Raw genomic sequence first — 22,965 nt, forward strand, 5'->3', positions numbered from 1 at the left:
AACGGAGTCCCGGTTGTCTGCATCAGGCGATTAGCCGAGCAGGTGCTGGACGCCTTCGCGCTCTTCGAGCAGTTCGTTCAGCGTGTTGTCCATCTTTTCGCGCGCGAATGCGTCGATCTGCAGGCCTTCGACACGCTTGTATTCGCCGTTTTCGCACGTCACGGCCACTCCGTAGACGATGTCTTCGGGAATGCCGTACGAGCCGTCCGACGGAATGCCCATCGTGACCCACTTGCCGTTCGTGCCAAGCACCCAGTCACGCACGTGGTCGATGGCTGCGTTCGCTGCCGAAGCCGCCGACGACAGGCCGCGCGCTTCGATGATCGCCGCGCCGCGCTTGCCGACCGTCGGGATGAACGTGTTGCGGTTCCATTCTTCGTCGTTGATCAGCTTGGTCAGGTCCTGGCCTTCTGCCGTCGCGACGCGGAAATCCGGGTACATCGTGGGCGAGTGGTTGCCCCACACGACCAGCTTTTCGATCGACGAAACCGGCTTGCCCGACTTGGCTGCCAGTTGCGACAGCGCGCGGTTGTGGTCCAGGCGCAGCATGGCCGTGAAGTTCTTCTTCGGCAGATCCGGTGCCGACTTCATCGCGATGTAGGCGTTCGTGTTGGCCGGGTTGCCGACCACCAGTACCTTCACGTCGCGGCTCGCCACTTCATTCAGTGCCTTGCCTTGCACCGTGAAGATTTCGGCGTTGGCCGACAGCAGGTCCTTGCGCTCCATGCCTTTCGAACGCGGACGCGCGCCGACCAGCAGGGCGACGTCGGCATCCTTGAACGCAACCTTGGGATCGTCAGTGACCACGACACCCGCGAGCAGCGGGAACGCGCAGTCTTCGAGTTCCATCACGACGCCTTTGACGGCGGCTTGCGCTTGCGGCAGGTCCAGCAGTTGCAGGATGACCGGTTGATCCTTGCCGAGCATGTCGCCATTGGCGATGCGGAACAGCAGGGAGTAACCGATTTGACCTGCGGCGCCGGTGACGGCAACGCGCTTTGCGGGCTTAGCCATTGAGAAATCTCCAGGACGATGCGTTGAACGCTAGGGAAAACGCCATTCTATATGCGCGTTAAGCGAAGCGTGGTTTTAGCACGGCGAATTTGCTGCGCGAGCCCTGCGGGCGGTCCGAAGAGGCCCGAAGGCACGCAGCCGGCGAAGCCGCCGTGCCGGGTAATCTGTGCTGCCGAGCGCGGGGATGGGCGGTGCTTGCAGCGAGTAGTGTCATCATAGACGCCACATCAAAGGCCGCTGCATGGCGCGGGCTCCTGCAAACAGCGCGTTTCGGCGGGGCATTGCGGCGCACTTGCCGGTCAATGCGGGGCGAAGCGAAACCTGAACTGCGTGAGGGAACAGCGTGATGCAGGGTGGCCTTTCGGTGCATCATGCTGTTGACATAAAGTGCTGTCAAAAATGCGCGACACAACCCGCAAACCCTTGCTCGACAAGGAGTGTAGGAGTCGGGCGACACAAAGTCAACCGTATCTTATGTCTTATATAAGACATATCTATTACGGCAAAAAATCTGGACGGCACGAGGCGCTTTGTGTTGAAATGCGCGCATGAATTCGAACCCGGCCAGCACAGCGAACCCTCCCGGCGCGTCCGGCGCGGGCGAGGCTGCGCCTGTCTCGACGCCGGCGCCGTCGCCGACATTCAGTCCTCTCTATCGGCAGATCAAGGCGCTCATTACGCAGAGCCTCGAGTCAGGTGAATGGAAGCCGGGCGAGATCATTCCCAGTGAAGTCGAACTGGCCGCGCGTTACAAGGTCAGCCAGGGCACGGTGCGCAAGGCGATCGACGAGCTTGCCGCCGACAATCTGCTGGTGCGCCGCCAGGGGAAAGGCACCTTTGTTGCTACGCACAACGAAGAGCGTGCGCAGTTTCGCTTTCTCCGCCTTCTCGCCGACGACGGCGCCGAGCATCCGCATATCAGCCGGCTGCTCGAATGCCGGCGCTTGCGCGCGTCGGCGGATATCGCGCGGCAACTGGATCTGAAGCCGGCCGATCCCGTCGTGCTGATCAAACGTCTTTTGACGTTCGACGGTGAAGACACGGTGCTCGACGAGATCTGGCTGCCGGGCGGCGTGTTCCGCGGGCTGACGCTCGAGCGCCTGTCGGAGTACAAGGGGCCGCTCTACGCCATGTTCGAAACGGAGTTCGGCACGCGCATGATTCGCGCGTCCGAGAAGATTCGCGCCGTCGCCGCGGACCCATCCGTTGCCGATCTTCTGCACGTGCCGACGGGATTTCCGTTGCTGTCCGTGGAGCGCGTGTCCTATACCTATGGTGACCGTCCCGTCGAAGTGCGGCGCGGATGGTATGTCACAACCGGGTATTACTATCAGAACGATTTGAGTTGAACGAAGAAGCGTTGCCGTGGGCTTGCGGCAAGGCTTGCGCGGGCCTTCATGCGCGCTTCGCAGCACGCTCGCCAGAGCAGTGTTACGCTGCAGCGCGAAATGAAAAGGCGCTAAAATTGCGGATTAGTGTGACTACAAGTAGGGGTCTAGCATGGTAGAAGCCGTAAAAAAACCGAGGCCGGAATACCGGAACATCGGTATCGGGCAGATATTGACGGCATACCGTCTTCCTCTCGCGGGGCGGGTGTCGATTCTTCACCGCGTGAGCGGCGGCCTGCTGTTCATCTTCCTTCCGTTCCTGCTGTACCTCTTTGACCAGAGCCTGACCTCCGAGCTGAGCTACGAGGTGTTCAAGGGCTTCCTGTCCAACATCATCGTCAAGCTGATCGTGCTGGTGCTGGCCTGGGCGTTCCTGTTCCACTTCTGCGCGGGCGTGCGCCATCTGACGATGGACATGAACCACGACGCGGTGTCGAAAGAGCGCGGCAAGAGCACGTCAGTCGTCGTGCTGGTAGTGTCGTCGATCCTGACGATCGCCTTCGCGCTCAAACTGTTCGGAGCATTCTAAAAACATGTCCTCCAATAACCGGATTGGTTCGAAGCGCCTCGTCGTGGGCGCGCACTATGGCCTGCGCGACTGGCTCGCGCAGCGCATCACGGCCGTCATCATGGCCGTGTACACCGTCATCCTGCTCGCCTGGTTCTTCGGCGCGCACGCATTCTCTTACGACGGCTGGGCCGGGATCTTCGCCACGCAGTGGATGAAGCTCGCCACCTTCGTCACGCTGCTGGCGCTGTTCTATCACGCGTGGGTCGGCATCCGCGATATCTGGATGGACTACATCAAGCCCGTTGGCACGCGGCTTCTGCTGCAGGCGTTGACGATCGTCTGGCTGCTCGCGTGTGCGGGCTACGCTGCGCAGATTCTCTGGAGAGTGTAAAGAATGGCTGCAATCAAGAATTCCCTGCCGCGTCGCAAGTTTGATGTGGTGATCGTCGGCGCAGGCGGCTCCGGAATGCGCGCATCGCTGCAACTCGCACGTGCGGGTCTCTCCGTCTGCGTGCTGTCGAAAGTGTTCCCGACGCGTTCGCACACGGTCGCGGCGCAAGGCGGCATCGGCGCGTCGCTCGGCAACATGAGCGAAGACAACTGGCACTACCACTTCTACGACACGATCAAGGGCTCCGACTGGCTCGGCGACCAGGACGCGATCGAGTTCATGTGCCGCGAAGCACCGAACGCCGTCTACGAACTCGAACACTTCGGCATGCCGTTCGACCGTAACGCGGATGGCACGATCTATCAGCGTCCGTTCGGCGGCCACACGGCCAACTACGGTGAGAAGCCCGTGCAACGCGCGTGCGCAGCCGCTGACCGGACCGGTCACGCACTCTTGCACACGCTGTACCAGCAGAACGTCGCGGCCAAGACCACGTTCTTCGTCGAATGGATGGCGCTGGACCTGATCCGCGACGCCGAAGGCGACGTGCTCGGCGTGACCGCGCTGGAAATGGAAACGGGCGACGTCTACATCCTTGAAGGCAAGACCACGCTGTTCGCCACGGGCGGCGCGGGCCGGATCTTCGCGGCCTCGACCAATGCGTTCATCAACACGGGTGACGGCCTCGGTATGGCCGCACGCGCGGGCATCCCGCTCGAAGACATGGAATTCTGGCAATTCCACCCGACGGGCGTCGCCGGCGCGGGCGTGCTGATTACGGAAGGCGTGCGCGGCGAAGGCGGCATCCTGCGTAACTCGGACGGCGAGCGCTTCATGGAGCGCTACGCGCCGACGCTGAAGGATCTGGCGCCGCGCGACTTCGTCTCGCGCTCGATGGACCAGGAAATCAAGGAAGGCCGTGGCGTCGGTCCGAACAAGGACCACGTGCTGCTGGACCTGTCGCACATCGGCGCCGAGACGATCATGAAGCGTCTGCCGTCGATCCGCGAAATCGCGCTGAAGTTCGCGAACGTCGACTGCATCAAGGAACCGATCCCGGTTGTGCCGACCATCCATTACCAGATGGGCGGCATTCCGACCAATATTCACGGTCAGGTGGTCGGTACGGCCAAGGGCCACGAAGACCCGATCAACGGTTTCTACGCCGTGGGCGAATGCTCGTGCGTGTCGGTGCACGGCGCGAACCGCCTGGGCACGAACTCGCTGCTCGACCTGGTGGTGTTCGGCCGCGCGGCCGGCAACCATATCGTCAAGCACGTGAAGGAAGTCAAGGAGCACAAGCCGCTGCCCGCGGATGCCGCTGACTTCGCGCTCTCGCGTCTGGCGAAGCTGGACAAATCCAGCTCGGGCGAATACGCGCAGAACGTGGCGAACGATATCCGCTCGACGATGCAAAAGCACGCAGGCGTGTTCCGTACGTCGGCGCTGCTGGCCGAAGGCGTCGAGCGCATTCGCGAAGTGGCCGCGCGTGTGGACAACATCCACCTGAAGGACAAGTCGAAGGTGTTCAACACGGCGCGCGTGGAAGCGCTCGAAGTGGAGAACCTGATCGAAGTCGCGCGCGCGACGATGGTGTCGGCCGAAGCGCGCAAGGAAAGCCGTGGCGCGCACGCGCAGAACGACTTCGAACATCGCGACGACGAGAACTGGCTGCGCCACACGCTGTGGTACAGCGAAGGCGACCGCCTCGACTACAAGCCGGTGCACATGAACCCGCTGACGGTCGAATCGGTGCCGCCGAAGGCACGAACCTTCTAAGCGCGTACCTTCTAAAGCACAAAGGACCCCACACCATGGCCAAGCGTACATTCGAAATCTACCGCTACGACCCGGACAAGGACGCCGCGCCGCGCATGCAGACGTACGAGATCGAGATCGACTCGCACGAGCGCATGCTGCTCGACGCGCTGGTGAAACTGAAGGCACTGGACGAAACGCTGTCGTTCCGTCGCTCGTGCCGCGAAGGCGTGTGCGGCTCGGACGCGATGAACATCAACGGCAAGAACGGTCTTGCCTGCCTGACGAACCTGAACGATCTGCCGCAGAAGATCGTGCTGCGACCGCTCCCCGGCCTGCCGGTGATTCGCGACATGATTGTCGACATGACGCAGTTCTTCAACCAGTATCACTCGATCAAGCCGTATCTGATCAACGACACGCCGCCGCCGGAGAAGGAGCGTCTGCAGTCGCCGGAAGAGCGTGACGAGCTGGACGGGCTGTACGAGTGCATTCTGTGCGCGAGCTGCTCGACGTCGTGCCCGAGCTTCTGGTGGAATCCGGACAAGTTCGTCGGCCCGGCGGGGCTGCTGCAAGCCTATCGCTTCATCGCGGACAGCCGTGATGAAGCGACGGGCGAGCGGCTGGACAACCTGGAAGATCCGTACCGTCTGTTCCGTTGCCATACGATCATGAACTGCGTCGACGTGTGCCCGAAGGGGCTCAACCCGACCAAGGCGATCGGCAAGATCAAGGAATTGATGGTCCGCCGGGCTGTCTGAGGTGGACGACGCATCGCATCAGTCCGACCCGCTGCGTCGTGCGCGTCTGAAGTGGCGCGCCCGGCGTGGCCTGCTGGAAAACGATCTGATTTTCGAGCGTTTTTTCAGCCGATATGAGCATGATCTCAGTGATGCGGACGTAGGCGCGCTCACGCGCCTGCTCGAACTGAGCGATAACGACCTGATGGACTTGCTGCTCGCCCGCAAGGAACCGGAAGGCGACCTTGCCGACGCCGATGTCGTGCGGGTGCTGGAGATGCTGCGTAACGTGTAATCAAGGCGTAAGCCTCGCCGTTACGCAGGTGAGTTTGATCCAGGCGTGCAATTATCGAAACCCTGTTTCCATACTTCGATTGAGGATGTGCTATGACCCCGTCAGATGTTAAAGCCACGCTATCGTTCAGCGACAACTCGCCGAGCGTTGAAATGCCGATTTACAAGGGCACGATGGGCCCGGATGTGATCGACATCCGTAAGCTGTACGGTCAGACCGGCAAGTTCACGTACGATCCGGGCTTCATGTCGACGGCGTCGTGCAACTCGGCTATCACCTACATCGACGGTGACAAGGGCGAGCTGCTGTATCGCGGCTTCCCGATCGACAATCTCGCGGAAAACGCGGACTTCCTCGAAACGTGCTACGCGCTGCTGAAGGGCGAATTGCCGAATCAGGCGCAGAAGGACGAGTTCGTGAAGACGGTCACGAACCACACGATGGTTCACGAGCAGATGCAGTTCTTCTTCCGTGGCTTCCGCCGTGACGCGCACCCGATGGCGATTCTCGTCGCTGCAGTCGGCGCGCTGTCGGCGTTCTACCACGACTCGCTCGACATCAATAACCCGCGTCACCGCGAAGTCTCGGCGATCCGCATGATCGCCAAGCTGCCGACGCTGGTCGCAATGGCGTACAAGTACTCGATCGGCCAGCCGTTCGTGTATCCGCAGAACAATCTGTCGTACAGCGCGAACTTCATGCGCATGATGTTCTCGAACCCGTGCGAAGAGTACCAGGTCAACGAAGTGCTGGTCCGCGCACTCGACCGTATCCTGATCCTGCACGCCGACCACGAGCAGAACGCATCGACGTCGACGGTTCGTCTGGCGGGTTCGTCGGGCGCGAATCCGTTCGCGTGTATCGCGGCCGGTATCGCATGTCTGTGGGGCCCGGCGCACGGCGGCGCGAACGAAGCCGCGCTGAACATGCTGGAAGAAATCGGCTCGGTCGACAACATCCCTGAGTTCATCAAGCAGGTGAAGGACAAGAACTCGGGCGTGAAGCTGATGGGCTTCGGTCACCGCGTCTACAAGAACTACGATCCGCGTGCGAAGCTGATGCGCGAAACGTGCTACGAAGTGCTGAACGAACTGGGCCTGCACGACGACCCGCTGTTCAAGCTCGCCATGGCACTGGAAAAGATCGCGCTGGAAGACGAATACTTCGTGTCGCGCAAGCTGTACCCGAACGTCGACTTCTACTCGGGTATCGTGCAGCGCGCGCTGGGCATCCCGACGTCGATGTTCACGTGTATCTTCGCGATGGCACGTACGGTCGGCTGGATCGCACAGTGGAATGAAATGATCGGCGATCCTGAGCAGAAGATTGGCCGTCCGCGTCAGCTGTTCATCGGCGAGACGCCGCGCGAAGCAAAGCCGATCGCTCAGCGCTAAGCGACGGGCGCGTTAGCGCTCTACGCTGGCACCAGACGCATCGCGTGAAACACCCCAACGGTTCGCCGTTGGGGTGTTTTGTTTTTATATGCCGTTCGGTCAGGTCAGGGCGCACTTGACCGGCGGTGGTCAAAAGGCAATAATGAAGCCTCAAAACTACGTACCAGCGGGTGCGAAAAACGTAGCGCCGCCCGGCAAGCCGGGTCCCACCAGGAGTGGGAGTTTTGTCGAACGACAGATAGAGAATCCCGCATGCAACGGCCACCTCAGGTGGCCGTTTGTTTTTCTGCGGACCTATCCACGAATCCTTTTGCCAAGGTACGTCGCACGCAGTAGTGTCGCGAAGCCGACTTTACCGGCCTTTTCCTGACGCCTCGTCAGCCCGTTGTCCAGCACGTAGGCCGACTGGATGCGCAACACGATGCGTCGTTTGCGGCTCCGGTCTCGTTCCGCTTCGAAGAAAACGGCGTAAAGCGACGTCGTGCCGTCTTCGTTCAGCTGTTCGAGCGTAACGAAGTTGGGTTGTTTCTCGTTGGCAATCGTAATGCGCCGGAACGGCAATTGAACGACGATGTCTCGTAGATACCCGCGTGAAAGTTCGTAGCGCTGCGGGTCGAGTACGCGACGCTCCTTGCCATCATCGTAGATTTCATCCGCAGGTATCAGATGAGTTGCACGCGCGTCCCATCGGAAGCTACGGGAAAAGCAGTGGCAAGAGAAAAGTACGAGTACGGTCATGTCTCCGCCTAATCCCAGATCGATCTTGAATGTGAAGGCATCGAGATGATTGAGACTCCACTTGGTTCCACGATAGCTCACCCCTGAGAATCGATGTCCAGGTTGAGGCGGTGAATCGACGATCGAATATTCGACTTGCGACATCGTTTGCATGGTTAGGGTGACTAATCATGCTATGGCGAACGCTGGAGTGGCCGCTATACGCCGTTCGGCCGACTGCCGCGTGTTTTCTCGCTACCTCGTCGCAGGACGTACTTTACGCACGTTCCCCCGTTCCAACGCCAGTTGCCGAGCTTCCGGCGCAGCGGAGGCACGCCCGGTTATCCATCCGATCATTTCGCAACGGGCGCAGACACGCACCTCGGGTAGTACCGATACAGGTATCGGCACTACCACCCAACTCCATGTTTTTTATCGGTTTTCTCGATATCTGGTAGTCCTGGAAAGTCAACTGCGTGGCATAATTGACCGGACACGAACTGCCCGATGTCATTACTATCCCCCGCATACCATGGCACAGACTCTCTACGACAAATTGTGGAACACACACGTGGTCCACACGGAAGAAGATGGCACGACGATTCTCTATATCGACCGTCAACTGCTGCATGAAGTGACCAGCCCGCAGGCATTCGAAGGGCTGAAGCTCTCGGAGCGCCCGGTGTGGCGCATCAGCGCGAATCTGGCGGTGTCGGATCACAACGTGCCGACCACGGATCGCAGCCACGGCATCGCCGACCCCGTGTCGAAGCTGCAGGTCGATACGCTCGACGCGAACTGCGACGCATTCGGCATCACGCAGTTCAAGATGAACGACATGCGTCAGGGCATCGTTCACATCATCGGGCCGGAACAGGGCGCGACGCTGCCGGGCATGACGATCGTTTGCGGCGACTCGCATACGTCGACGCACGGTGCGTTCGGCGCGCTGGCGCACGGCATCGGCACGTCGGAAGTCGAGCACGTGCTCGCCACGCAGACGCTTCTGCAGAAGAAGAGCAAGAACATGCTGGTCAAGGTCGAAGGCCAGTTGCCGCGCGGCTGCACCGCGAAGGACATCGTGCTCGCGATCATCGGCAAGATCGGCACGGCGGGCGGCACGGGCTACGCAATCGAATTCGGCGGCTCGACCATTCGCGCGCTGTCGATGGAAGGCCGCATGACCGTCTGCAATATGGCGATCGAAGCGGGCGCGCGCGCCGGCATGGTCGCCGTCGACGACACGACCGTCGACTACCTGAAGGGCCGTCCCTTCTCGCCGCAGGGCGTGGAATGGGACCAGGCCGTCGAATACTGGAAGCAGTTCAAGACCGATGCGGGCGCGCATTTCGATCGCGTGGTCGAACTGAACGCTGCCGAAATCGTGCCGCAGGTCACGTGGGGCACGTCGCCGGAAATGGTCACGTCCGTCGACGCACGCGTGCCGGATCCGGAGAAGGAAAAGGACCCGGTCAAGCGCGACGCGATGGAGCGCGCGCTGCAGTACATGGCGCTCGAACCGAATCTCCCCATCGAATCGATCAAGCCGGACAAGATTTTCATCGGCTCGTGCACGAACGCTCGTATCGAAGATCTGCGCGCGGCAGCGTGGGTCGTGAAGAAGCTCGGCCGCCGCGTGGCACCGAACATCCGTCTCGCGATGGTCGTGCCGGGCTCGGGCCTCGTGAAGGCGCAAGCCGAACGCGAAGGTCTCGACAAGGTCTTCACGGATGCGGGTTTCGAATGGCGTGAGCCGGGTTGCTCGATGTGCCTCGCCATGAACGCTGACCGGCTGGAGCCGGGCGAGCGCTGCGCATCCACGTCGAACCGCAATTTCGAAGGCCGTCAGGGCGCGGGCGGACGCACGCACCTCGTCAGCCCCGCCATGGCAGCGGCTGCCGCCATCGAAGGGCATTTCGTCGACATTCGCAAGCTGGGATGAACGCCACATGAACATCGATCGCATCGCACTTCTGCGCCGATTCGCACTCGCGACGCTAGCCGGGCTGCTGCTCGGACTCGCTGGGTGCAACACGGTGCATGGCTTTGGCGAAGACCTGCAGCATCTGGGCGGGTCGATCAGCGACAAGGCGGCAAAGTAAGCGGTTTTTGATTCGCCGGAGGGCGTGGGTGATGCGAATGTGCACCGCCGTCCGGCTTCGAACAGGCTAAAGCGTCATGGAAAAATTCATCGTACATACCGGCGTCGTGGCGCCGCTCGATCGCGAAAACGTCGACACTGACGCGATCATTCCGAAGCAGTTCCTGAAGTCGATCAAGCGCACGGGCTTCGGTCCCAACGCTTTCGACGAATGGCGTTATCTCGATCACGGCGAGCCAGGCCAGGACAACTCGAAGCGTCCGCTGAATCCGGATTTCGTGCTGAACCAGCCGCGCTATCAGGGCGCGTCCGTGCTGCTCGCGCGCCAGAACTTCGGCTGCGGCAGCTCGCGCGAGCACGCGCCGTGGGCGCTGCAACAGTACGGCTTCCGCGCGATCATCGCGCCGAGCTTTGCGGACATCTTCTATAACAACTGCTTCAAGAACGGTCTGCTGCCGATCGTGCTGACGGATGCGCAGGTCGACCATCTGTTCAACGAAACATTCGCGTTCAACGGCTTCCAGCTGACCGTCGATCTGGACAAGCAGGTCGTGCGCACGGCGGACGGCAGCGCCGAATATCCGTTCGAAGTCGCTGCGTTCCGCAAGTACTGCCTGCTGAACGGCTTCGACGACATCGGCCTCACGCTGCGTCACGCGGACAAGATTCGCCAGTACGAGGCAGAGCGGATTGCGAAGCAGCCGTGGCTGAATAACCGCCTCGTGCGCTGAAGCGCGCCTTAGATCGAAGCCAGATAGAAACCAGAAAGGAATCCGCATGAAGATCGCAGTGTTGCCGGGCGACGGCATTGGCAAGGAAATCGTTAAGGAAGCCGTCAAGGTTCTGAACGTGCTCGGCGAGAAGTTCGAGCTCGAAGAAGCGCCCGTCGGCGGCGCGGGCTACGAGGCGTCGGGTCATCCGCTGCCGGAAGCCACGCTGAAGCTCGCGAAGGAAGCGGACGCGATCCTGTTCGGCGCCGTTGGCGACTGGAAATACGATTCGCTCGAGCGCGCGCTGCGTCCGGAACAGGCCATCCTGGGCCTGCGCAAGCATCTGCAGCTGTTCGCGAACTTCCGTCCGGCGATCTGCTATCCGCAGCTGACGGGTGCGTCGTCGCTGAAGCCGGAAATCGTGTCGGGTCTCGACATCCTGATCGTGCGCGAACTGAACGGTGACATCTATTTCGGCTCGCCGCGCGGCGTGCGGGCGGCGCCGGACGGTCCGTTCGAAGGCGCGAAAGAAGGCTTCGACACGATGCGTTATTCGGAACCCGAAGTGCGCCGTATCGCGCACGTCGCGTTCCAGGCGGCCCAGAAGCGCGACAAGAAGCTGACGTCGGTCGACAAGGCGAACGTGCTCGAAACGTCGCAATTGTGGAAGGACGTGATGATCGATGTCTCGAAGGAATACGCGGACGTCGAGCTGTCGCACATGTACGTCGACAACGCGGCGATGCAGCTCGTGAAGGCGCCAAAATCGTTCGATGTGATCGTCACGGGCAATATGTTCGGTGACATTCTGTCGGACGAAGCGGCAATGTTGACGGGTTCGATCGGCATGCTGCCGTCGGCTTCGCTCGACAAGAACAACAAGGGTCTGTACGAGCCGTCGCACGGTTCGGCGCCGGATATCGCGGGCAAGGGCGTTGCGAATCCGCTCGCAACGATTCTGTCGGCCGCGATGATGCTGCGTTATTCGCTGAACCGGGCCGAGCAGGCCGACCGTATTGAAAGCGCCGTGAAAAAGGTGCTGGAGCAGGGCTATCGCACGGGCGACATCCTCACGCCGGGCTGCAAGCAGGTCGGCACGGAAGCGATGGGCGACGCCGTGGTGGCCGCGCTGTAATTGTTCTGGAAATACGCGTGAATCTGCCAATTTTGCGCGGATTCACGCAAATCGCGGCGCCCGCGCCGCAAAAAACGGGTTTTCGTGTAGACTCATGTGATGGCGACGATTCCTCAAATCTCCTCGATTTCGACACTGCGCGGCAAAACGGCCCGCGTGGTTGCGCTCGCCATTACCATCAAAACGATTACCCCGAAAACGATCACGAAGCGCTGATCGTCCGTCGTGCCCGCCCATCTTCCCCGCGCGGTCACTGCGGGCAAAGATGCGGGGAAGTGTCCACTCGAAGGGTATGAAGTCATGAACGTAGGTCTCGTAGGTTGGCGCGGCATGGTCGGCAGCGTCCTGATGCAACGTATGCAGCAGGAAGGCGATTTCGATCTGATCGAACCGGTGTTTTTCAGCACCAGCAACGCAGGCGGCAACGCGCCGTCGTTTGCCAAAAACGAGACCAAGCTCAAAGATGCGACAAGCATCGACGACCTGAAGAAGTGCGACGCCATCATCTCCTGCCAGGGCGGCGACTACACGAACGAAGTGTTCCCCAAGCTGCGCGCAGCGGGCTGGAACGGCTACTGGATCGACGCGGCTTCGTCGCTGCGCATGAAGGACGACGCCGTCATCATTCTCGATCCCGTCAACCTCGACGTGATCAAGAACGCGCTGGTCAAGGGCCAGAAGAATTTCATCGGCGGCAACTGCACGGTCAGCCTGATGCTGATGGCGCTGGGCGGCCTGTTCCGCGAAAACCTCGTCGACTGGATGACGGCCATGACGTATCAGGCTGCTTCGGGCGCGGGTGCGCAGAACATGCGTGAACTGCTGAGCCAGATGGGCACGCTGCACGGCGCAGTGAAGGACGAACTGGCCAACCCGTCGTCGGCCATTCTCGACATCGACCGCCGCGTGCTGGCCGCCATGAACAGCGACAGCATGCCGACCGATCACTTCGGCGTGCCGCTCGCCGGCTCGCTGATCCCGTGGATCGACAAGGATCTCGGCAACGGCATGTCGAAGGAAGAGTGGAAGGGCGGCGCGGAAACCAACAAGATTCTCGGCAAGCCCGCAATGGGCGAACCGGGCTCGATTCCCGTCGACGGTCTGTGCGTGCGTATCGGCGCAATGCGCTGCCACTCGCAGGCGCTGACCATCAAGCTGAACAAGGACGTGCCGCTCGACGAAATCAACGGCATTCTGGCGTCGGCGAACGACTGGGTGAAGGTCGTGCCGAACGAGCGTGAAGCGTCGATGCGCGATCTGTCGCCCGCCGTGGTGACGGGCACGCTGACGGTGCCGGTCGGCCGTCTGCGCAAGCTCGCGATGGGCGGCGAATACCTGTCGGCATTCACGGTCGGCGACCAGCTGCTGTGGGGCGCTGCTGAGCCGCTGCGTCGTATGCTTCGCATTCTGCTCGACAAGTAAAGTAAACTAGCGCGTTAGCTGAACGACGCGTAGAAAACTCCAAAAAGCGTCGCGAATTTCGCGGCGCTTTTTTATTGTGCATTTCAGAATCTTGTCGCCAACACTTCTAAGCATGCGCCGCACGACCGCGCACGAAAGGTCCCGATGACGGCCCGATTCCCTCTTCTTCAAGCCGCCACACGTAGCGGCTCGCAACGAATTGCGGCAGCAGTCGCAATCGTATTTGCCTGTGCACTTTCGATATCGGGCGCGGCGTCCGCACAGACGGCGGCTACTAACGCCGCGAGCGCCGCTGCGGCGGCGAGCGCGCCCGCTGGTGCGGCTTCCGGCGGCACGCAATTCACCGTTCAGCCGGGGCAATCGCTGAACGACGCCGCTGTCGCGATGACGCAGTCGCGCGACCGCGCCGTGCTGGCGCGCGCCGCGAAAGCGATCTTCGACGCGAATCCGAATGCGTTCATGGGGCACGATCCAAGCCGGTTGCGGCTCGGCGCTGTCCTGAATCTGCCTGCCGTCGATGCGACGGGTGCGCCGGTCGGCGCGGCATCGGCTGCGGCGTCCGCCTCTGCTGCGTCTGGCGCGGCGCCGCAGGCTGCGACCAACAGCAACGCTGCTGCGACGACTTCGGCATCCGCGCCCGCTGCAACGGCTGCTGGCGCGAGTGTTTCGGCCGCCGGCGCATCGTCGCCGGCCGAAGCGGCCGCGACGCCGACGCAAAGCGCCAGTGCTGCGGCCGCCGAGGCGACGTCCGCGCCCGCAACCGGCGCGTTGCCCACGAGCGGCGCGGCTGCATCCACGGCTTCGGGGGCGAGCGGCACGCATTCGTACACGGGTTCGATCCAGGGCAGCGAGTCCGCTGCTACGCCGCCCGGCACGTCCGCGACCGGCAATGCACAGCCTGCATCGCAGGCACGTCCGTCTAGCTTGCAGCAACTGCTCGCGCTGAAGAACCGTGTGCTGATGGAATTGCAGAAGCACGGTATCGGCAAGCAGCCGGGCGCAAACGAAAATGCTTCGACTGCACCGGGCGCGACGCAGTCGTCGAGCGCGACGCCCGGCGCTGGCGCACCCGCTCATACTGGACCGACGGCAACGCAGAGCGCGAATCAGCCCGCGGGCATTCCGCAGGAATATCTGGGCGCGGCGGCGATCGTCGGCGCGGCGCTCGTGGCGCTGCTGGCGGGTTTGACGATGCGCCGGCGTCGCAAGGCTGCGCGCGCGCTGGAAGCCGCGAACGACGACGTTGCGCGCGAGGATGAAACGCCCGTTGCGCCCGCTGCTGTCGAGCCGGGACCCGTCGCGCGAAGCGATGAGCCCCTTTCGTCGCGGCAGGAGTCGTCTGAAACCGGGTCGCGTGAGGCGGGTACGGCCGCGGTTGCCGCGGCTGCCGCGATTGCGCCCGCATTCGACCACGAGGCCGCACCGAAGCCCGAACCCGAAACGTTCGACAGCGCATCCGCCGAAGCCTCGCTCGATGCCGCCGCCACGCTCGGCGCCGACGCATTGCCGCGCGAATCGCTCGATCCAGCCCGTGAAGAGGCGCGTGCCGCGGAAGCCGCCGAGCTGGAACAGGCCGCGCGCGAACATGAACCGACCACGGGCGAACTCGCCACCGAAACGCCATCCGCCGAGTTGCCGCTCGACGAGCAGCCGATCCACGAACCCGTCGAGCCGCATTTCGCCGAGCCGATCGAGGCACCGCACGACGAGTCCGGCGCGAAACCCAAGCCTTTCACACTCGACCTCGGCGCGACGCCAGAAGCTGGGCAACACGAACCCACGTTCGAACAGCCCACCGCGTCCGTTGCGCCGCCCATCCAGTTGAGTCACGTGGAACCGGCCGCGCAGCACGAGCAACTGATCGAGCCGCTGCCCGAACTGAATGAACTGCATCCCGCTGATGCCGGGCTCGACGCTGAACAGCGCGCGCCGGCTTCGCTTCCGCTCGGCGCGCCGCCGCCGCTGGAACCGGCCGTGCCGGACGCCTTCCCGCGCGACGCGATGCGCGCGCTCGACAGCATCGACGACTTCGCTTTGCCGCCGCGCGTCGAGCCGTCGGTAACCGAGGCGCCTGCGGTGACGCAGCCCGTCGTCTCGCCCGACATCACGGCGCAACAGGCGGTGCCGGCGCACGCACCGCAGGCGCCCGCCGCCGCTGACGAGATCATCGCCGGCACGGCTGGTGCGGCCGCCGTCGCGGGTTTGGGCGCGGCGCGCTTCGGCGCGTTGAAGCTCGACTTCGACCTGGAACTGCCGCCGTCGCCGTCGCAGGTGGTGCCCGCGTTCACGCCGGACGAAGTCGCGCGTATCGCCCGCAACAAGCTCGACCTGGCCGTGGAGTACATCGACCTCGGCGACGTCGTGGGCGCGCGCACGCTGATCAACGAAGTCATCGAATCGAACGACGCCGACACGCGCGCCGACGCCCGCGCGTTGCTGTCCACGCTCGCGCCGCTTTCGTGATGACGCGGATCGCGCTTGGCATCCAGTACGACGGCGCGGCATTTTGCGGCTGGCAGTCGCAGCCGCACGGCAAGACCGTGCAGGACGCACTTGAACGGGCGCTGCGCGAATTCGCGCAGACGCCGTTGCAGACGGTCGTGGCGGGCCGCACGGACACGGGAGTCCACGGTCTCGGGCAGGTCGTGCATTTCGACACGGAACTCGACCGCACGGACTTTTCGTGGGTGCGCGGCACGAATGCCTTTTTGCCGTCGACGGTCGCCGTGCAATGGGCCAAGCCGATGCCGGACGACTTCCACGCGCGCTTTTCCGCCTTCGAGCGCACGTATTACTACGCGCTGTACGTGCATCCCGTGCGCTCGCCGATGCTCACGGGCCGGGCCGGCTGGATCCACACGCCGCTGGACGTCGACGCAATGCGCGAAGCGGCCGCCTGCCTGATCGGCGAAAACGATTTCTCGGCGTTCCGGTCGTCGGAATGCCAGGCAAAGACGCCCGTCAAACATCTGTATCAGATCGATATCCGCCCGCAGGGCGATTTCATCCACTTCCGCTTTCGTGCGAATGCGTTCCTGCATCATATGGTGCGCAATCTGATGGGCTGTCTCGTGGCCGTGGGCCGCGGACGCTATCCGGCAGCGTGGCTCGCGGAGGTGCTGCAAGGCCGCGACCGGAAACGCGCGGCGCCCACCTTCATGCCCGACGGGCTGTATCTAGCGCAAGTGGGCTATCCTGAGGCGTTCGCCGTGCCTGCGCCGCAGGCGGGCAGCGTTCCGTGGAGCACTGTTTGGACCGACTCATGACTTCCGCCGACACTCAAGCCGCAAGCGTTTCGCCCTCCGCCGACACCGTGCCGCACCGTACGCGCATCAAGCTGTGCGGCCTCGGCAACGCCGCCGATGTCGCCCATGCGGTCGCCTTGGGCGCCGATGCGATCGGCCTCGTCTTCTATCCGCCCAGCCCGCGCGCGTTGAGCATTGCGCAGGCGGTCGAGATGACGCGGGTCGTGCCGCCGTTCGTATCGGTTGTCGGGCTGTTCGTGAATCCGACGCCGGAGTGGTTCAGCGAAGTCACCTGCAACGTGCCGCTGACGATGCTGCAGTTCCACGGCGACGAAACGCCTGAGCAGTGCGAAAAGCTGGCGGGGGTTGCGGGTTTGCCTTGGTTGCGCGCGTTGCGAATTGCAGCCGATACTCAACCGGCCGATTTGGTAAAATCGGCGCTTAACTATTCAGCCGCCAGCGGTCTGCTGTTCGACACCCATGTCGAAGGCTATGGCGGCGGCGGGAAGGTCTTCGATTGGTCACTTATTCCACAAGAACTCGCGCGTCGGGCCGTTTTGAGTGGTGGGTTGAACACGCAAAACGTTCGTGATGCGATTCATCGCGTGCGCCCGTACGCAGTCGATGTCTCGAGCGGCATCGAGGTGCCGGGCGCAAAGGGCGTGAAGGATCACGCCCGGATGGCGGCGTTCGTGCGCGCAGTGCGCGAAGCGGACGCCCGGTGATTCCCAGGCCGCGCCTCGCAGCGAGCGGGTGCCGCGGCATTCTGAGAAGAGTGATGGAATATGTACAACTTACCCGATGAACGTGGCCATTTCGGCCAATATGGCGGCGTGTTCGTTGCCGAGACGCTGATGCACGCGCTCGACGAACTGCGTGTTGCCTACGAAAAATACTCTGTCGACCCCGACTTCATCGCCGAATACGAGCGCGAACTGAAGTATTTCGTCGGTCGTCCTTCCCCTGTCTATCACGCGCAACGCTGGAGCGAACTGCTCGGCGGCGCGCAGGTTTATCTGAAGCGCGAAGACCTGAACCACACGGGCGCGCACAAGGTGAACAACGTGATCGGCCAGGCGTTGCTGGCCAAGCGCATGGGCAAGCCGCGCGTGATCGCGGAAACGGGCGCGGGCCAGCACGGCGTCGCCACGGCAACCATCGCGGCGCGCTTCGGCATGGAGTGCATCGTGTACATGGGCGCGGAAGACGTGCGCCGCCAGGCCGCGAACGTCTACCGGATGAAGCTGCTGGGCGCGACCGTCGTGCCCGTCGAGTCCGGCTCGCGCACGCTGAAAGACGCGCTGAACGAAGCGATGCGCGACTGGGTCACAAACGTCGAAAACACGTTCTACATCATCGGGACGGTCGCGGGTCCGCATCCGTATCCGATGATGGTGCGCGATTTCCAGCGCGTGATCGGCGACGAATGCAAGGTGCAGATGCCCGAACTGACAGGGCGTCAGCCGGACGCTGTGATCGCGTGCGTTGGCGGTGGATCGAATGCAATGGGTATCTTTTACCCGTACATTGACGACAAATCGGTGAAACTGATCGGCGTGGAAGCGGCTGGTGACGGCATCGACACGGGTCGTCACGCGGCGTCGCTGATTGGCGGCAGCCCGGGCGTGCTGCACGGCAATCGCACGTATCTGCTGCAGGACGAGAACGGCCAGATCATCGAGACCCATTCGGTGTCGGCGGGCCTCGACTATCCGGGCGTCGGTCCCGAGCACGCGTGGCTCAAGGACAGCGGCCGCGCGGAATACGTCGGCATTACCGACGAAGAGGCGCTCAAGGCGTTCCACGACTGCTGCCGCATCGAAGGCATCATTCCCGCGCTGGAGTCGAGCCACGCGCTCGCGTACGCGGCGAAGCTCGCGCCGACTTTGCCGAAGGACAAAATCCTTCTGGTGAACCTGTCGGGCCGGGGCGACAAGGACATGCACACGGTCGCCGAGCGATCGGGCATCCAGTTCTGAGCGCCCAGGCGATGCGCGACGAGTTCGAGGAGCCGCAGCCGCCCGCGCTGGACGGCGACGCCGAAGCAGGTGTCGCCGACGCGTTGCGCGCGGGCGCTGTGCCGCTATTGTCGGTGCCTGCGGGTATCGAGCTCCTGAACCGCGATTTTCTGACCGATGCAGCGAACCTGCCGGACGGCTCGATCGATCTGATCGTCGCCGATCCGCCTTATGGTCTCGGCAAAGACTATGGCAACGATTCCGACATGCGCTCAGGCGAGGATTTTCTCGCCTGGACGCGTGCCTGGCTCGAACTCGCCATTCCGAAGCTGAAGCCGTCGGGTTCGCTGTACATCTTCTGCACATGGCAGTACGCGCCGGAAATCTTCGTGTTTCTGAAGAGCCGCCTGACGATGGTCAACGAAATCATCTGGGACCGGCGCGTGCCGAGCATGGGCGGCACGACGCGCCGCTTTACGTCCGTGCACGACAACATCGGTTATTTCGCGGTGTCGAAAGACTATTATTTCGACCTCGATCCCGTCCGTATCCCGTACGATGCCGCCACGAAGAAGGCGCGTTCGCGTAAGTTGTTCGAAGGAAGCAAGTGGCTGGAGATGGGCTACAACCCGAAGGACGTCTGGTCGGTTTCGCGTCTGCACCGGCAACACGCCGAACGCGTCGACCATCCGACCCAAAAGCCGCTCGAGATCGTCGAGCGGATGGTGTTGGCCAGTTGTCCGCCCGGTGGCCGCGTGCTCGACCCCTTTATGGGAAGCGGCACGACGGCCGTCGCTTGCGCCCGTCAGAAGCGCGAATTCGTCGGCTATGAGATCAATGAAAGTTACTGCGCGATAGCGCGAGAACGGGTCAGTTTGGCGGCAAATCCGCCGGAACCCGTTTCGCGCCGGAAAGCAGCCGTCGCCAGCACCACGACGACGGCCTGAGCCGAACCGCGCAGCCATCGACTTCGAGAAAATTCCATGTCCCGTATTCAATCCACGTTCGCGGCACTGGCCGCGCAGGGCAAGAAAGGTCTGATTCCGTTCATCACCGCTGGCGATCCCGATCCGGCGCGCACGGTCGAGTTCATGCACGCGCTCGCGAAGGGCGGCGCCGATGTCATCGAACTCGGCGTGCCGTTTTCGGACCCGATGGCCGACGGTCCGGTGATCCAGCAGTCGTCGGAACGCGCGCTGGCAAAGGGCGTGTCGCTCAAACACGTGCTCGCCGACGTCAAGCGCTTCCGCGAAACCGACGACAAGACGCCCGTCGTGCTGATGGGCTACGCGAATCCCATCGAGCGTATGGGCGCCGACGCGTTCGCCGCTGCCGCGAAGGAAGCGGGCGTCGATGGCGTGCTGGTTGTCGACTATCCGCCCGAAGAATCGGCTATCTTCGCCGAAAAGATGAAGGCGGCCGGGATCGATCCGATTTTCCTGCTCGCGCCCACGTCGACGGACGAGCGCATCGCAGAGGTTGGTAAAATCGCGTCCGGCTACGTCTACTATGTGTCGCTCAAGGGCGTCACGGGCTCAGCAAATCTGGACGTTTTGAGCATCGCGGGTAAAATCCCGGCCATCAAGTCGCGCGTACCGCTGCCAGTGGGCGTCGGTTTCGGCATTCGGGACGCGCAATCCGCGCGCGCCGTGGCCGAAGTCTCCGATGCCGTCGTGATCGGCAGCCGTATCGTGCAATTGCTCGAAGAAGCAGCACCCGAGTCCGCTGCGAGCAAGCTGACGAGTTTCATTGCTGAAATTCGCCAGGCGCTCGACAGCATCGGTGCGACTGCCCGATAAACATCATTTTTGTCGCGGTTAGCATGGCGGCGCGGTTCCTGCTGCGCCGTCTTTCGTATCGCGAATCCTGGAAGGAATCATCATGAGCTGGCTCGACAAACTGTTGCCGCCGAAAATCAAGCAAACCGACCCGAAGAGCCGCAAGGGCATTCCGGAAGGGCTGTGGATCAAATGCCCGTCGTGCGAAGCGGTGCTGTACCGCAACGACGTCGAGGCGAATCTGCACGTCTGCCCGAAGTGCGACCACCATATGCGGATCGGCGCGCGCGAACGGCTCGACGGCTTGCTCGATCCGGAAGGCCGCTATGAGATCGGCCAGGAAATCCTGCCGGTCGACGCGCTCAAGTTCAAGGACAGCCGCAAGTATCCCGACCGCCTGAAAGAGGCGATGGACGAAACCGACGAAACCGACGCAATGGTCGTGATGGGCGGCGCGATCCACACGCTGCCCGTGGTGGTCGCGTGCTTCGAATTCGCGTTCATGGGCGGCTCGATGGGTTCCGTGGTTGGCGAGCGCTTCGCGCGCGGCGCGCAGAACGCGATCGAACAGCACGTGCCGTTCATCTGCTTCACCGCTTCGGGCGGCGCGCGGATGCAGGAAAGCCTGCTGTCGCTGATGCAGATGGCGAAAACTACGGCCATGCTGACCAAGCTCGCCGAAGCCAAGCTGCCATTCATCTCCGTGCTGACCGATCCGACGATGGGCGGCGTGTCGGCGAGCTTCGCGTTCCTCGGCGACGTCGTCATCGCCGAACCGAAGGCGCTGATCGGCTTTGCCGGCCCGCGCGTGATCGAGCAGACCGTGCGTGAAAAGCTGCCGGAAGGCTTCCAGCGCGCCGAATTCCTGCTGCAAAAGGGCGCGATCGACATGATCGTCGACCGTCGCAAGCTGCGCGAAGAAATCGCGCAACTGATGGCGCTGCTCACGCGCCAGCCGGCTGACGCAGTCGCCTGATGCCCTCTCCGGCCGTGATGTTTCGCACGGCCAGTAGGAACAACCAACGCGCCGCGAGAGGTTCTCAAGCGGCGCGTTGTCATTTCTAGGATAATTCCGGTCCGCACTGCCAGTTTTTCAGATGACCACTTTCCCCACACTCGACGCGTGGCTCACGCACCTGGAATCCGCTCACCCCGTCGGAATCGACATGGGCCTCGCGCGCATCAGCAAGGTGCGTGACGCGTTGGACCTCAAGTTCGCGTGCCCGGTGATCACGGTCGGCGGCACGAACGGCAAGGGTTCTACCTGCGCCATTCTCGAAGCGATCCTGCTGCGCGCGGGTTACACCGTCGGGTGTCATACGTCGCCGCATCTGCTCGCATTCAACGAGCGCGCGCGTATCAACGGCCAGATGGCGACTGACGCCGAACTGCTGCCGCACTTCGAGGCCGTCGAAAAGGCGCGCCAGGCGCTCTCTGAGCCTGTTTCTCTGACGTATTTCGAGTTCACGACGCTCGCGATCATGCATCTGTTCGCCGAGCGCGGCCTGGACGCGGTGATTTTCGAAGTCGGGTTGGGCGGACGGCTCGATGCCGTCAACATCCTCGATACCGACTGCGCGATCATCACGAGCATCGACATCGATCACACCGACTTCCTCGGCGATACGCGCGAGAAAATCGCGTTCGAGAAGGCGGGCATTTTCCGCGCGGGCAAGCCGGCCATCTGCGCCGATCCCGTTCCGCCGCAAACGCTGATCGATCATGCCGAGAAAATCGGTGCTGAGTTGTGGCTGTTCGGACGCGATTTCCGCTACGAAGCGCAACCGGGCAACGAGCGCCAGCAGTGGAGCTACATCGGCCCGACCATGCGTCGATCGGCGCTGGCGTATCCGGCGCTGCGCGGCGCGAATCAGCTGCTCAATACGACGGCGGCGCTCGCCGGGCTCGAAGCGGTGCGCGACCGTTTGCCCGTGTCGGCGCAGGACATTCGTCTGGGTCTCGCCAACGTCGAACTGCCAGGACGCTTCCAGGTACTGCCGGGCAAGCCGTCGATCGTGCTCGACGTCGGCCACAATCCGCATGCAGCCGCTGTGCTGGGCCAGAATCTCGGCAATATGGGCTTTTTTCCGTACACGTACGCGGTTTTTGGCTCTATGCGGGACAAGGACATCGCCGGCGTGCTCGAACACCTGAAAGGCGAGATCGATCACTGGAACGTGACCGACCTGCCGACGCCGCGTGCCGCCAGCGCGCAAGAGCTGGAAACGGCGCTGCGCGACGTAGGCGTCAGCGACGCCCCGGATTGCAGCGTGACGCGTTTTGCCACACCTGCAGAAGCTTTCCAGGATGCGCTAAAACGAGCGTCCGACAATGATAGAATCGTGGTTTTCGGCAGCTTCTTCACGGTCGCAGGCGTCATGGCCTACCGTAAATCGCAGCAACACTGA

Annotated in this window: 22 protein-coding genes; 20 read left to right on the forward strand and 2 right to left on the reverse strand. The window is 62.6% G+C overall.

Going from position 1 to position 22,965, the window contains the following annotated elements; genetic code table 11:
• Positions 1–30 precede the first annotated feature (30 nt).
• Positions 31–1,014: a malate dehydrogenase gene (locus tag PPGU16_RS25775; protein WP_180723224.1), complete on the reverse strand. Its 984-nt coding sequence runs from the start codon at positions 1,012–1,014 to the stop codon at positions 31–33.
• 548 nt (positions 1,015–1,562) lie between these two features.
• Between PPGU16_RS25775 and PPGU16_RS25780 the strand changes: the two genes are divergently transcribed.
• From PPGU16_RS25780 to gltA, 7 genes are all read left to right on the forward strand, one after another.
• Positions 1,563–2,363, forward strand: coding sequence for a GntR family transcriptional regulator (locus PPGU16_RS25780; RefSeq protein WP_180723225.1), 801 nt, complete (start codon positions 1,563–1,565; stop codon positions 2,361–2,363).
• Positions 2,364–2,514: 151 nt separating this feature from the next.
• Positions 2,515–2,931 (forward strand): succinate dehydrogenase, cytochrome b556 subunit, encoded by a 417-nt coding sequence (gene sdhC / locus PPGU16_RS25785; protein ID WP_180723226.1) that lies wholly within the window; start codon positions 2,515–2,517, stop codon positions 2,929–2,931.
• A 4-nt stretch (positions 2,932–2,935) separates the two neighbouring features.
• Positions 2,936–3,304: a succinate dehydrogenase, hydrophobic membrane anchor protein gene (sdhD, locus tag PPGU16_RS25790; protein WP_180723227.1), complete on the forward strand. Its 369-nt coding sequence runs from the start codon at positions 2,936–2,938 to the stop codon at positions 3,302–3,304.
• Between the two features lie 3 nt (positions 3,305–3,307).
• The gene (gene sdhA, locus PPGU16_RS25795) at positions 3,308–5,083 is read left to right on the forward strand and encodes a succinate dehydrogenase flavoprotein subunit (RefSeq protein WP_180723228.1); all 1,776 of its coding nucleotides are present in this window, start codon (positions 3,308–3,310) and stop codon (positions 5,081–5,083) included.
• Positions 5,084–5,118: 35 nt separating this feature from the next.
• Positions 5,119–5,823, forward strand: coding sequence for a succinate dehydrogenase iron-sulfur subunit (locus PPGU16_RS25800; RefSeq protein WP_180723229.1), 705 nt, complete (start codon positions 5,119–5,121; stop codon positions 5,821–5,823).
• A gap of 1 nt (position 5,824) precedes the next feature.
• The gene (locus PPGU16_RS25805) at positions 5,825–6,097 is read left to right on the forward strand and encodes an FAD assembly factor SdhE (protein WP_180723230.1); all 273 of its coding nucleotides are present in this window, start codon (positions 5,825–5,827) and stop codon (positions 6,095–6,097) included.
• A 92-nt stretch (positions 6,098–6,189) separates the two neighbouring features.
• Entirely contained in the window at positions 6,190–7,491 is a 1,302-nt protein-coding gene (gene gltA, locus PPGU16_RS25810) for a citrate synthase (RefSeq protein ID WP_180723231.1), read from the forward strand.
• A gap of 294 nt (positions 7,492–7,785) precedes the next feature.
• Here the strand turns inward: gltA and PPGU16_RS25815 are convergent, their stop codons facing one another.
• Positions 7,786–8,373 (reverse strand): YjaZ family protein, encoded by a 588-nt coding sequence (locus PPGU16_RS25815; RefSeq protein WP_180723232.1) that lies wholly within the window; start codon positions 8,371–8,373, stop codon positions 7,786–7,788.
• Positions 8,374–8,740: 367 nt separating this feature from the next.
• On the opposite strand from PPGU16_RS25815, the gene leuC reads away from it, so the two are divergent.
• The 13 genes from leuC to folC all read left to right on the forward strand — a co-directional run bounded on the left by leuC (position 8,741) and on the right by folC (position 22,965).
• A complete protein-coding gene (gene leuC, locus PPGU16_RS25820; RefSeq protein ID WP_180723233.1) occupies positions 8,741–10,150 on the forward strand; it encodes a 3-isopropylmalate dehydratase large subunit in 1,410 nt (469 codons plus the stop codon).
• A gap of 7 nt (positions 10,151–10,157) precedes the next feature.
• On the forward strand, positions 10,158–10,310 hold the full coding sequence (locus PPGU16_RS25825) for an entericidin A/B family lipoprotein (RefSeq protein ID WP_007579623.1): 153 nt from the start codon (positions 10,158–10,160) through the stop codon (positions 10,308–10,310).
• Positions 10,311–10,386: 76 nt separating this feature from the next.
• The gene (leuD, locus tag PPGU16_RS25830) at positions 10,387–11,040 is read left to right on the forward strand and encodes a 3-isopropylmalate dehydratase small subunit (RefSeq protein ID WP_180723234.1); all 654 of its coding nucleotides are present in this window, start codon (positions 10,387–10,389) and stop codon (positions 11,038–11,040) included.
• Positions 11,041–11,086: 46 nt separating this feature from the next.
• On the forward strand, positions 11,087–12,154 hold the full coding sequence (gene leuB, locus PPGU16_RS25835) for a 3-isopropylmalate dehydrogenase (RefSeq protein ID WP_180723235.1): 1,068 nt from the start codon (positions 11,087–11,089) through the stop codon (positions 12,152–12,154).
• Between the two features lie 300 nt (positions 12,155–12,454).
• Positions 12,455–13,576 carry an aspartate-semialdehyde dehydrogenase gene (asd, locus tag PPGU16_RS25840; RefSeq protein WP_091786131.1) on the forward strand — a complete coding sequence of 374 codons (1,122 nt, stop codon included), beginning with the start codon at positions 12,455–12,457 and terminating at the stop codon, positions 13,574–13,576.
• 144 nt (positions 13,577–13,720) lie between these two features.
• Positions 13,721–16,039, forward strand: coding sequence for a FimV/HubP family polar landmark protein (locus tag PPGU16_RS25845; protein ID WP_180723236.1), 2,319 nt, complete (start codon positions 13,721–13,723; stop codon positions 16,037–16,039).
• Entirely contained in the window at positions 16,039–16,842 is an 804-nt protein-coding gene (gene truA, locus PPGU16_RS25850) for a tRNA pseudouridine(38-40) synthase TruA (RefSeq protein WP_180725211.1), read from the forward strand. Before PPGU16_RS25845 ends, truA begins: the two co-directional genes overlap by 1 nt.
• Complete coding sequence (locus PPGU16_RS25855; protein ID WP_180723237.1) at positions 16,839–17,546, forward strand: phosphoribosylanthranilate isomerase; 708 nt, start codon at positions 16,839–16,841, stop codon at positions 17,544–17,546. Before truA ends, PPGU16_RS25855 begins: the two co-directional genes overlap by 4 nt.
• Positions 17,547–17,606: 60 nt before the next feature.
• Positions 17,607–18,800, forward strand: a complete 1,194-nt coding sequence (gene trpB, locus PPGU16_RS25860) for a tryptophan synthase subunit beta (RefSeq protein ID WP_035999339.1) — start codon at positions 17,607–17,609, stop codon at positions 18,798–18,800.
• Positions 18,801–18,811: 11 nt separating this feature from the next.
• Positions 18,812–19,726: a DNA-methyltransferase gene (locus PPGU16_RS25865; protein ID WP_180723238.1), complete on the forward strand. Its 915-nt coding sequence runs from the start codon at positions 18,812–18,814 to the stop codon at positions 19,724–19,726.
• A gap of 36 nt (positions 19,727–19,762) precedes the next feature.
• A complete protein-coding gene (gene trpA / locus PPGU16_RS25870; protein ID WP_042315438.1) occupies positions 19,763–20,578 on the forward strand; it encodes a tryptophan synthase subunit alpha in 816 nt (271 codons plus the stop codon).
• An 82-nt stretch (positions 20,579–20,660) separates the two neighbouring features.
• Positions 20,661–21,533: an acetyl-CoA carboxylase, carboxyltransferase subunit beta gene (gene accD, locus PPGU16_RS25875; protein ID WP_035999347.1), complete on the forward strand. Its 873-nt coding sequence runs from the start codon at positions 20,661–20,663 to the stop codon at positions 21,531–21,533.
• A 121-nt stretch (positions 21,534–21,654) separates the two neighbouring features.
• On the forward strand, positions 21,655–22,965 hold the full coding sequence (gene folC / locus PPGU16_RS25880) for a bifunctional tetrahydrofolate synthase/dihydrofolate synthase (protein ID WP_180723239.1): 1,311 nt from the start codon (positions 21,655–21,657) through the stop codon (positions 22,963–22,965).

The sequence above is a fragment of the Paraburkholderia largidicola genome, from assembly GCF_013426895.1.
GTDB classification, from domain to species: Bacteria; Pseudomonadota; Gammaproteobacteria; order Burkholderiales; family Burkholderiaceae; genus Paraburkholderia; species Paraburkholderia largidicola.

What these genes read in the sequence shown, in the direction of transcription:
- PPGU16_RS25775 (WP_180723224.1), bottom strand. Translation starts at nt 1,014, where the DNA reads ATGGCTAAGCCCGCAAAGCGCGTTGCCGTCACCGGCGCCGCAGGTCAA.
- PPGU16_RS25780 (WP_180723225.1), top strand. Translation starts at nt 1,563, where the DNA reads ATGAATTCGAACCCGGCCAGCACAGCGAACCCTCCCGGCGCGTCCGGC.
- sdhC (WP_180723226.1), top strand. Translation starts at nt 2,515, where the DNA reads ATGGTAGAAGCCGTAAAAAAACCGAGGCCGGAATACCGGAACATCGGT.
- sdhD (WP_180723227.1), top strand. Translation starts at nt 2,936, where the DNA reads ATGTCCTCCAATAACCGGATTGGTTCGAAGCGCCTCGTCGTGGGCGCG.
- sdhA (WP_180723228.1), top strand. Translation starts at nt 3,308, where the DNA reads ATGGCTGCAATCAAGAATTCCCTGCCGCGTCGCAAGTTTGATGTGGTG.
- PPGU16_RS25800 (WP_180723229.1), top strand. Translation starts at nt 5,119, where the DNA reads ATGGCCAAGCGTACATTCGAAATCTACCGCTACGACCCGGACAAGGAC.
- gltA (WP_180723231.1), top strand. Translation starts at nt 6,190, where the DNA reads ATGACCCCGTCAGATGTTAAAGCCACGCTATCGTTCAGCGACAACTCG.
- PPGU16_RS25815 (WP_180723232.1), bottom strand. Translation starts at nt 8,373, where the DNA reads ATGTCGCAAGTCGAATATTCGATCGTCGATTCACCGCCTCAACCTGGA.
- leuC (WP_180723233.1), top strand. Translation starts at nt 8,741, where the DNA reads ATGGCACAGACTCTCTACGACAAATTGTGGAACACACACGTGGTCCAC.
- PPGU16_RS25825 (WP_007579623.1), top strand. Translation starts at nt 10,158, where the DNA reads ATGAACATCGATCGCATCGCACTTCTGCGCCGATTCGCACTCGCGACG.
- leuD (WP_180723234.1), top strand. Translation starts at nt 10,387, where the DNA reads ATGGAAAAATTCATCGTACATACCGGCGTCGTGGCGCCGCTCGATCGC.
- leuB (WP_180723235.1), top strand. Translation starts at nt 11,087, where the DNA reads ATGAAGATCGCAGTGTTGCCGGGCGACGGCATTGGCAAGGAAATCGTT.
- asd (WP_091786131.1), top strand. Translation starts at nt 12,455, where the DNA reads ATGAACGTAGGTCTCGTAGGTTGGCGCGGCATGGTCGGCAGCGTCCTG.
- PPGU16_RS25845 (WP_180723236.1), top strand. Translation starts at nt 13,721, where the DNA reads ATGACGGCCCGATTCCCTCTTCTTCAAGCCGCCACACGTAGCGGCTCG.
- truA (WP_180725211.1), top strand. Translation starts at nt 16,039, where the DNA reads ATGACGCGGATCGCGCTTGGCATCCAGTACGACGGCGCGGCATTTTGC.
- PPGU16_RS25855 (WP_180723237.1), top strand. Translation starts at nt 16,839, where the DNA reads ATGACTTCCGCCGACACTCAAGCCGCAAGCGTTTCGCCCTCCGCCGAC.
- trpB (WP_035999339.1), top strand. Translation starts at nt 17,607, where the DNA reads ATGTACAACTTACCCGATGAACGTGGCCATTTCGGCCAATATGGCGGC.
- PPGU16_RS25865 (WP_180723238.1), top strand. Translation starts at nt 18,812, where the DNA reads ATGCGCGACGAGTTCGAGGAGCCGCAGCCGCCCGCGCTGGACGGCGAC.
- trpA (WP_042315438.1), top strand. Translation starts at nt 19,763, where the DNA reads ATGTCCCGTATTCAATCCACGTTCGCGGCACTGGCCGCGCAGGGCAAG.
- accD (WP_035999347.1), top strand. Translation starts at nt 20,661, where the DNA reads ATGAGCTGGCTCGACAAACTGTTGCCGCCGAAAATCAAGCAAACCGAC.
- folC (WP_180723239.1), top strand. Translation starts at nt 21,655, where the DNA reads ATGACCACTTTCCCCACACTCGACGCGTGGCTCACGCACCTGGAATCC.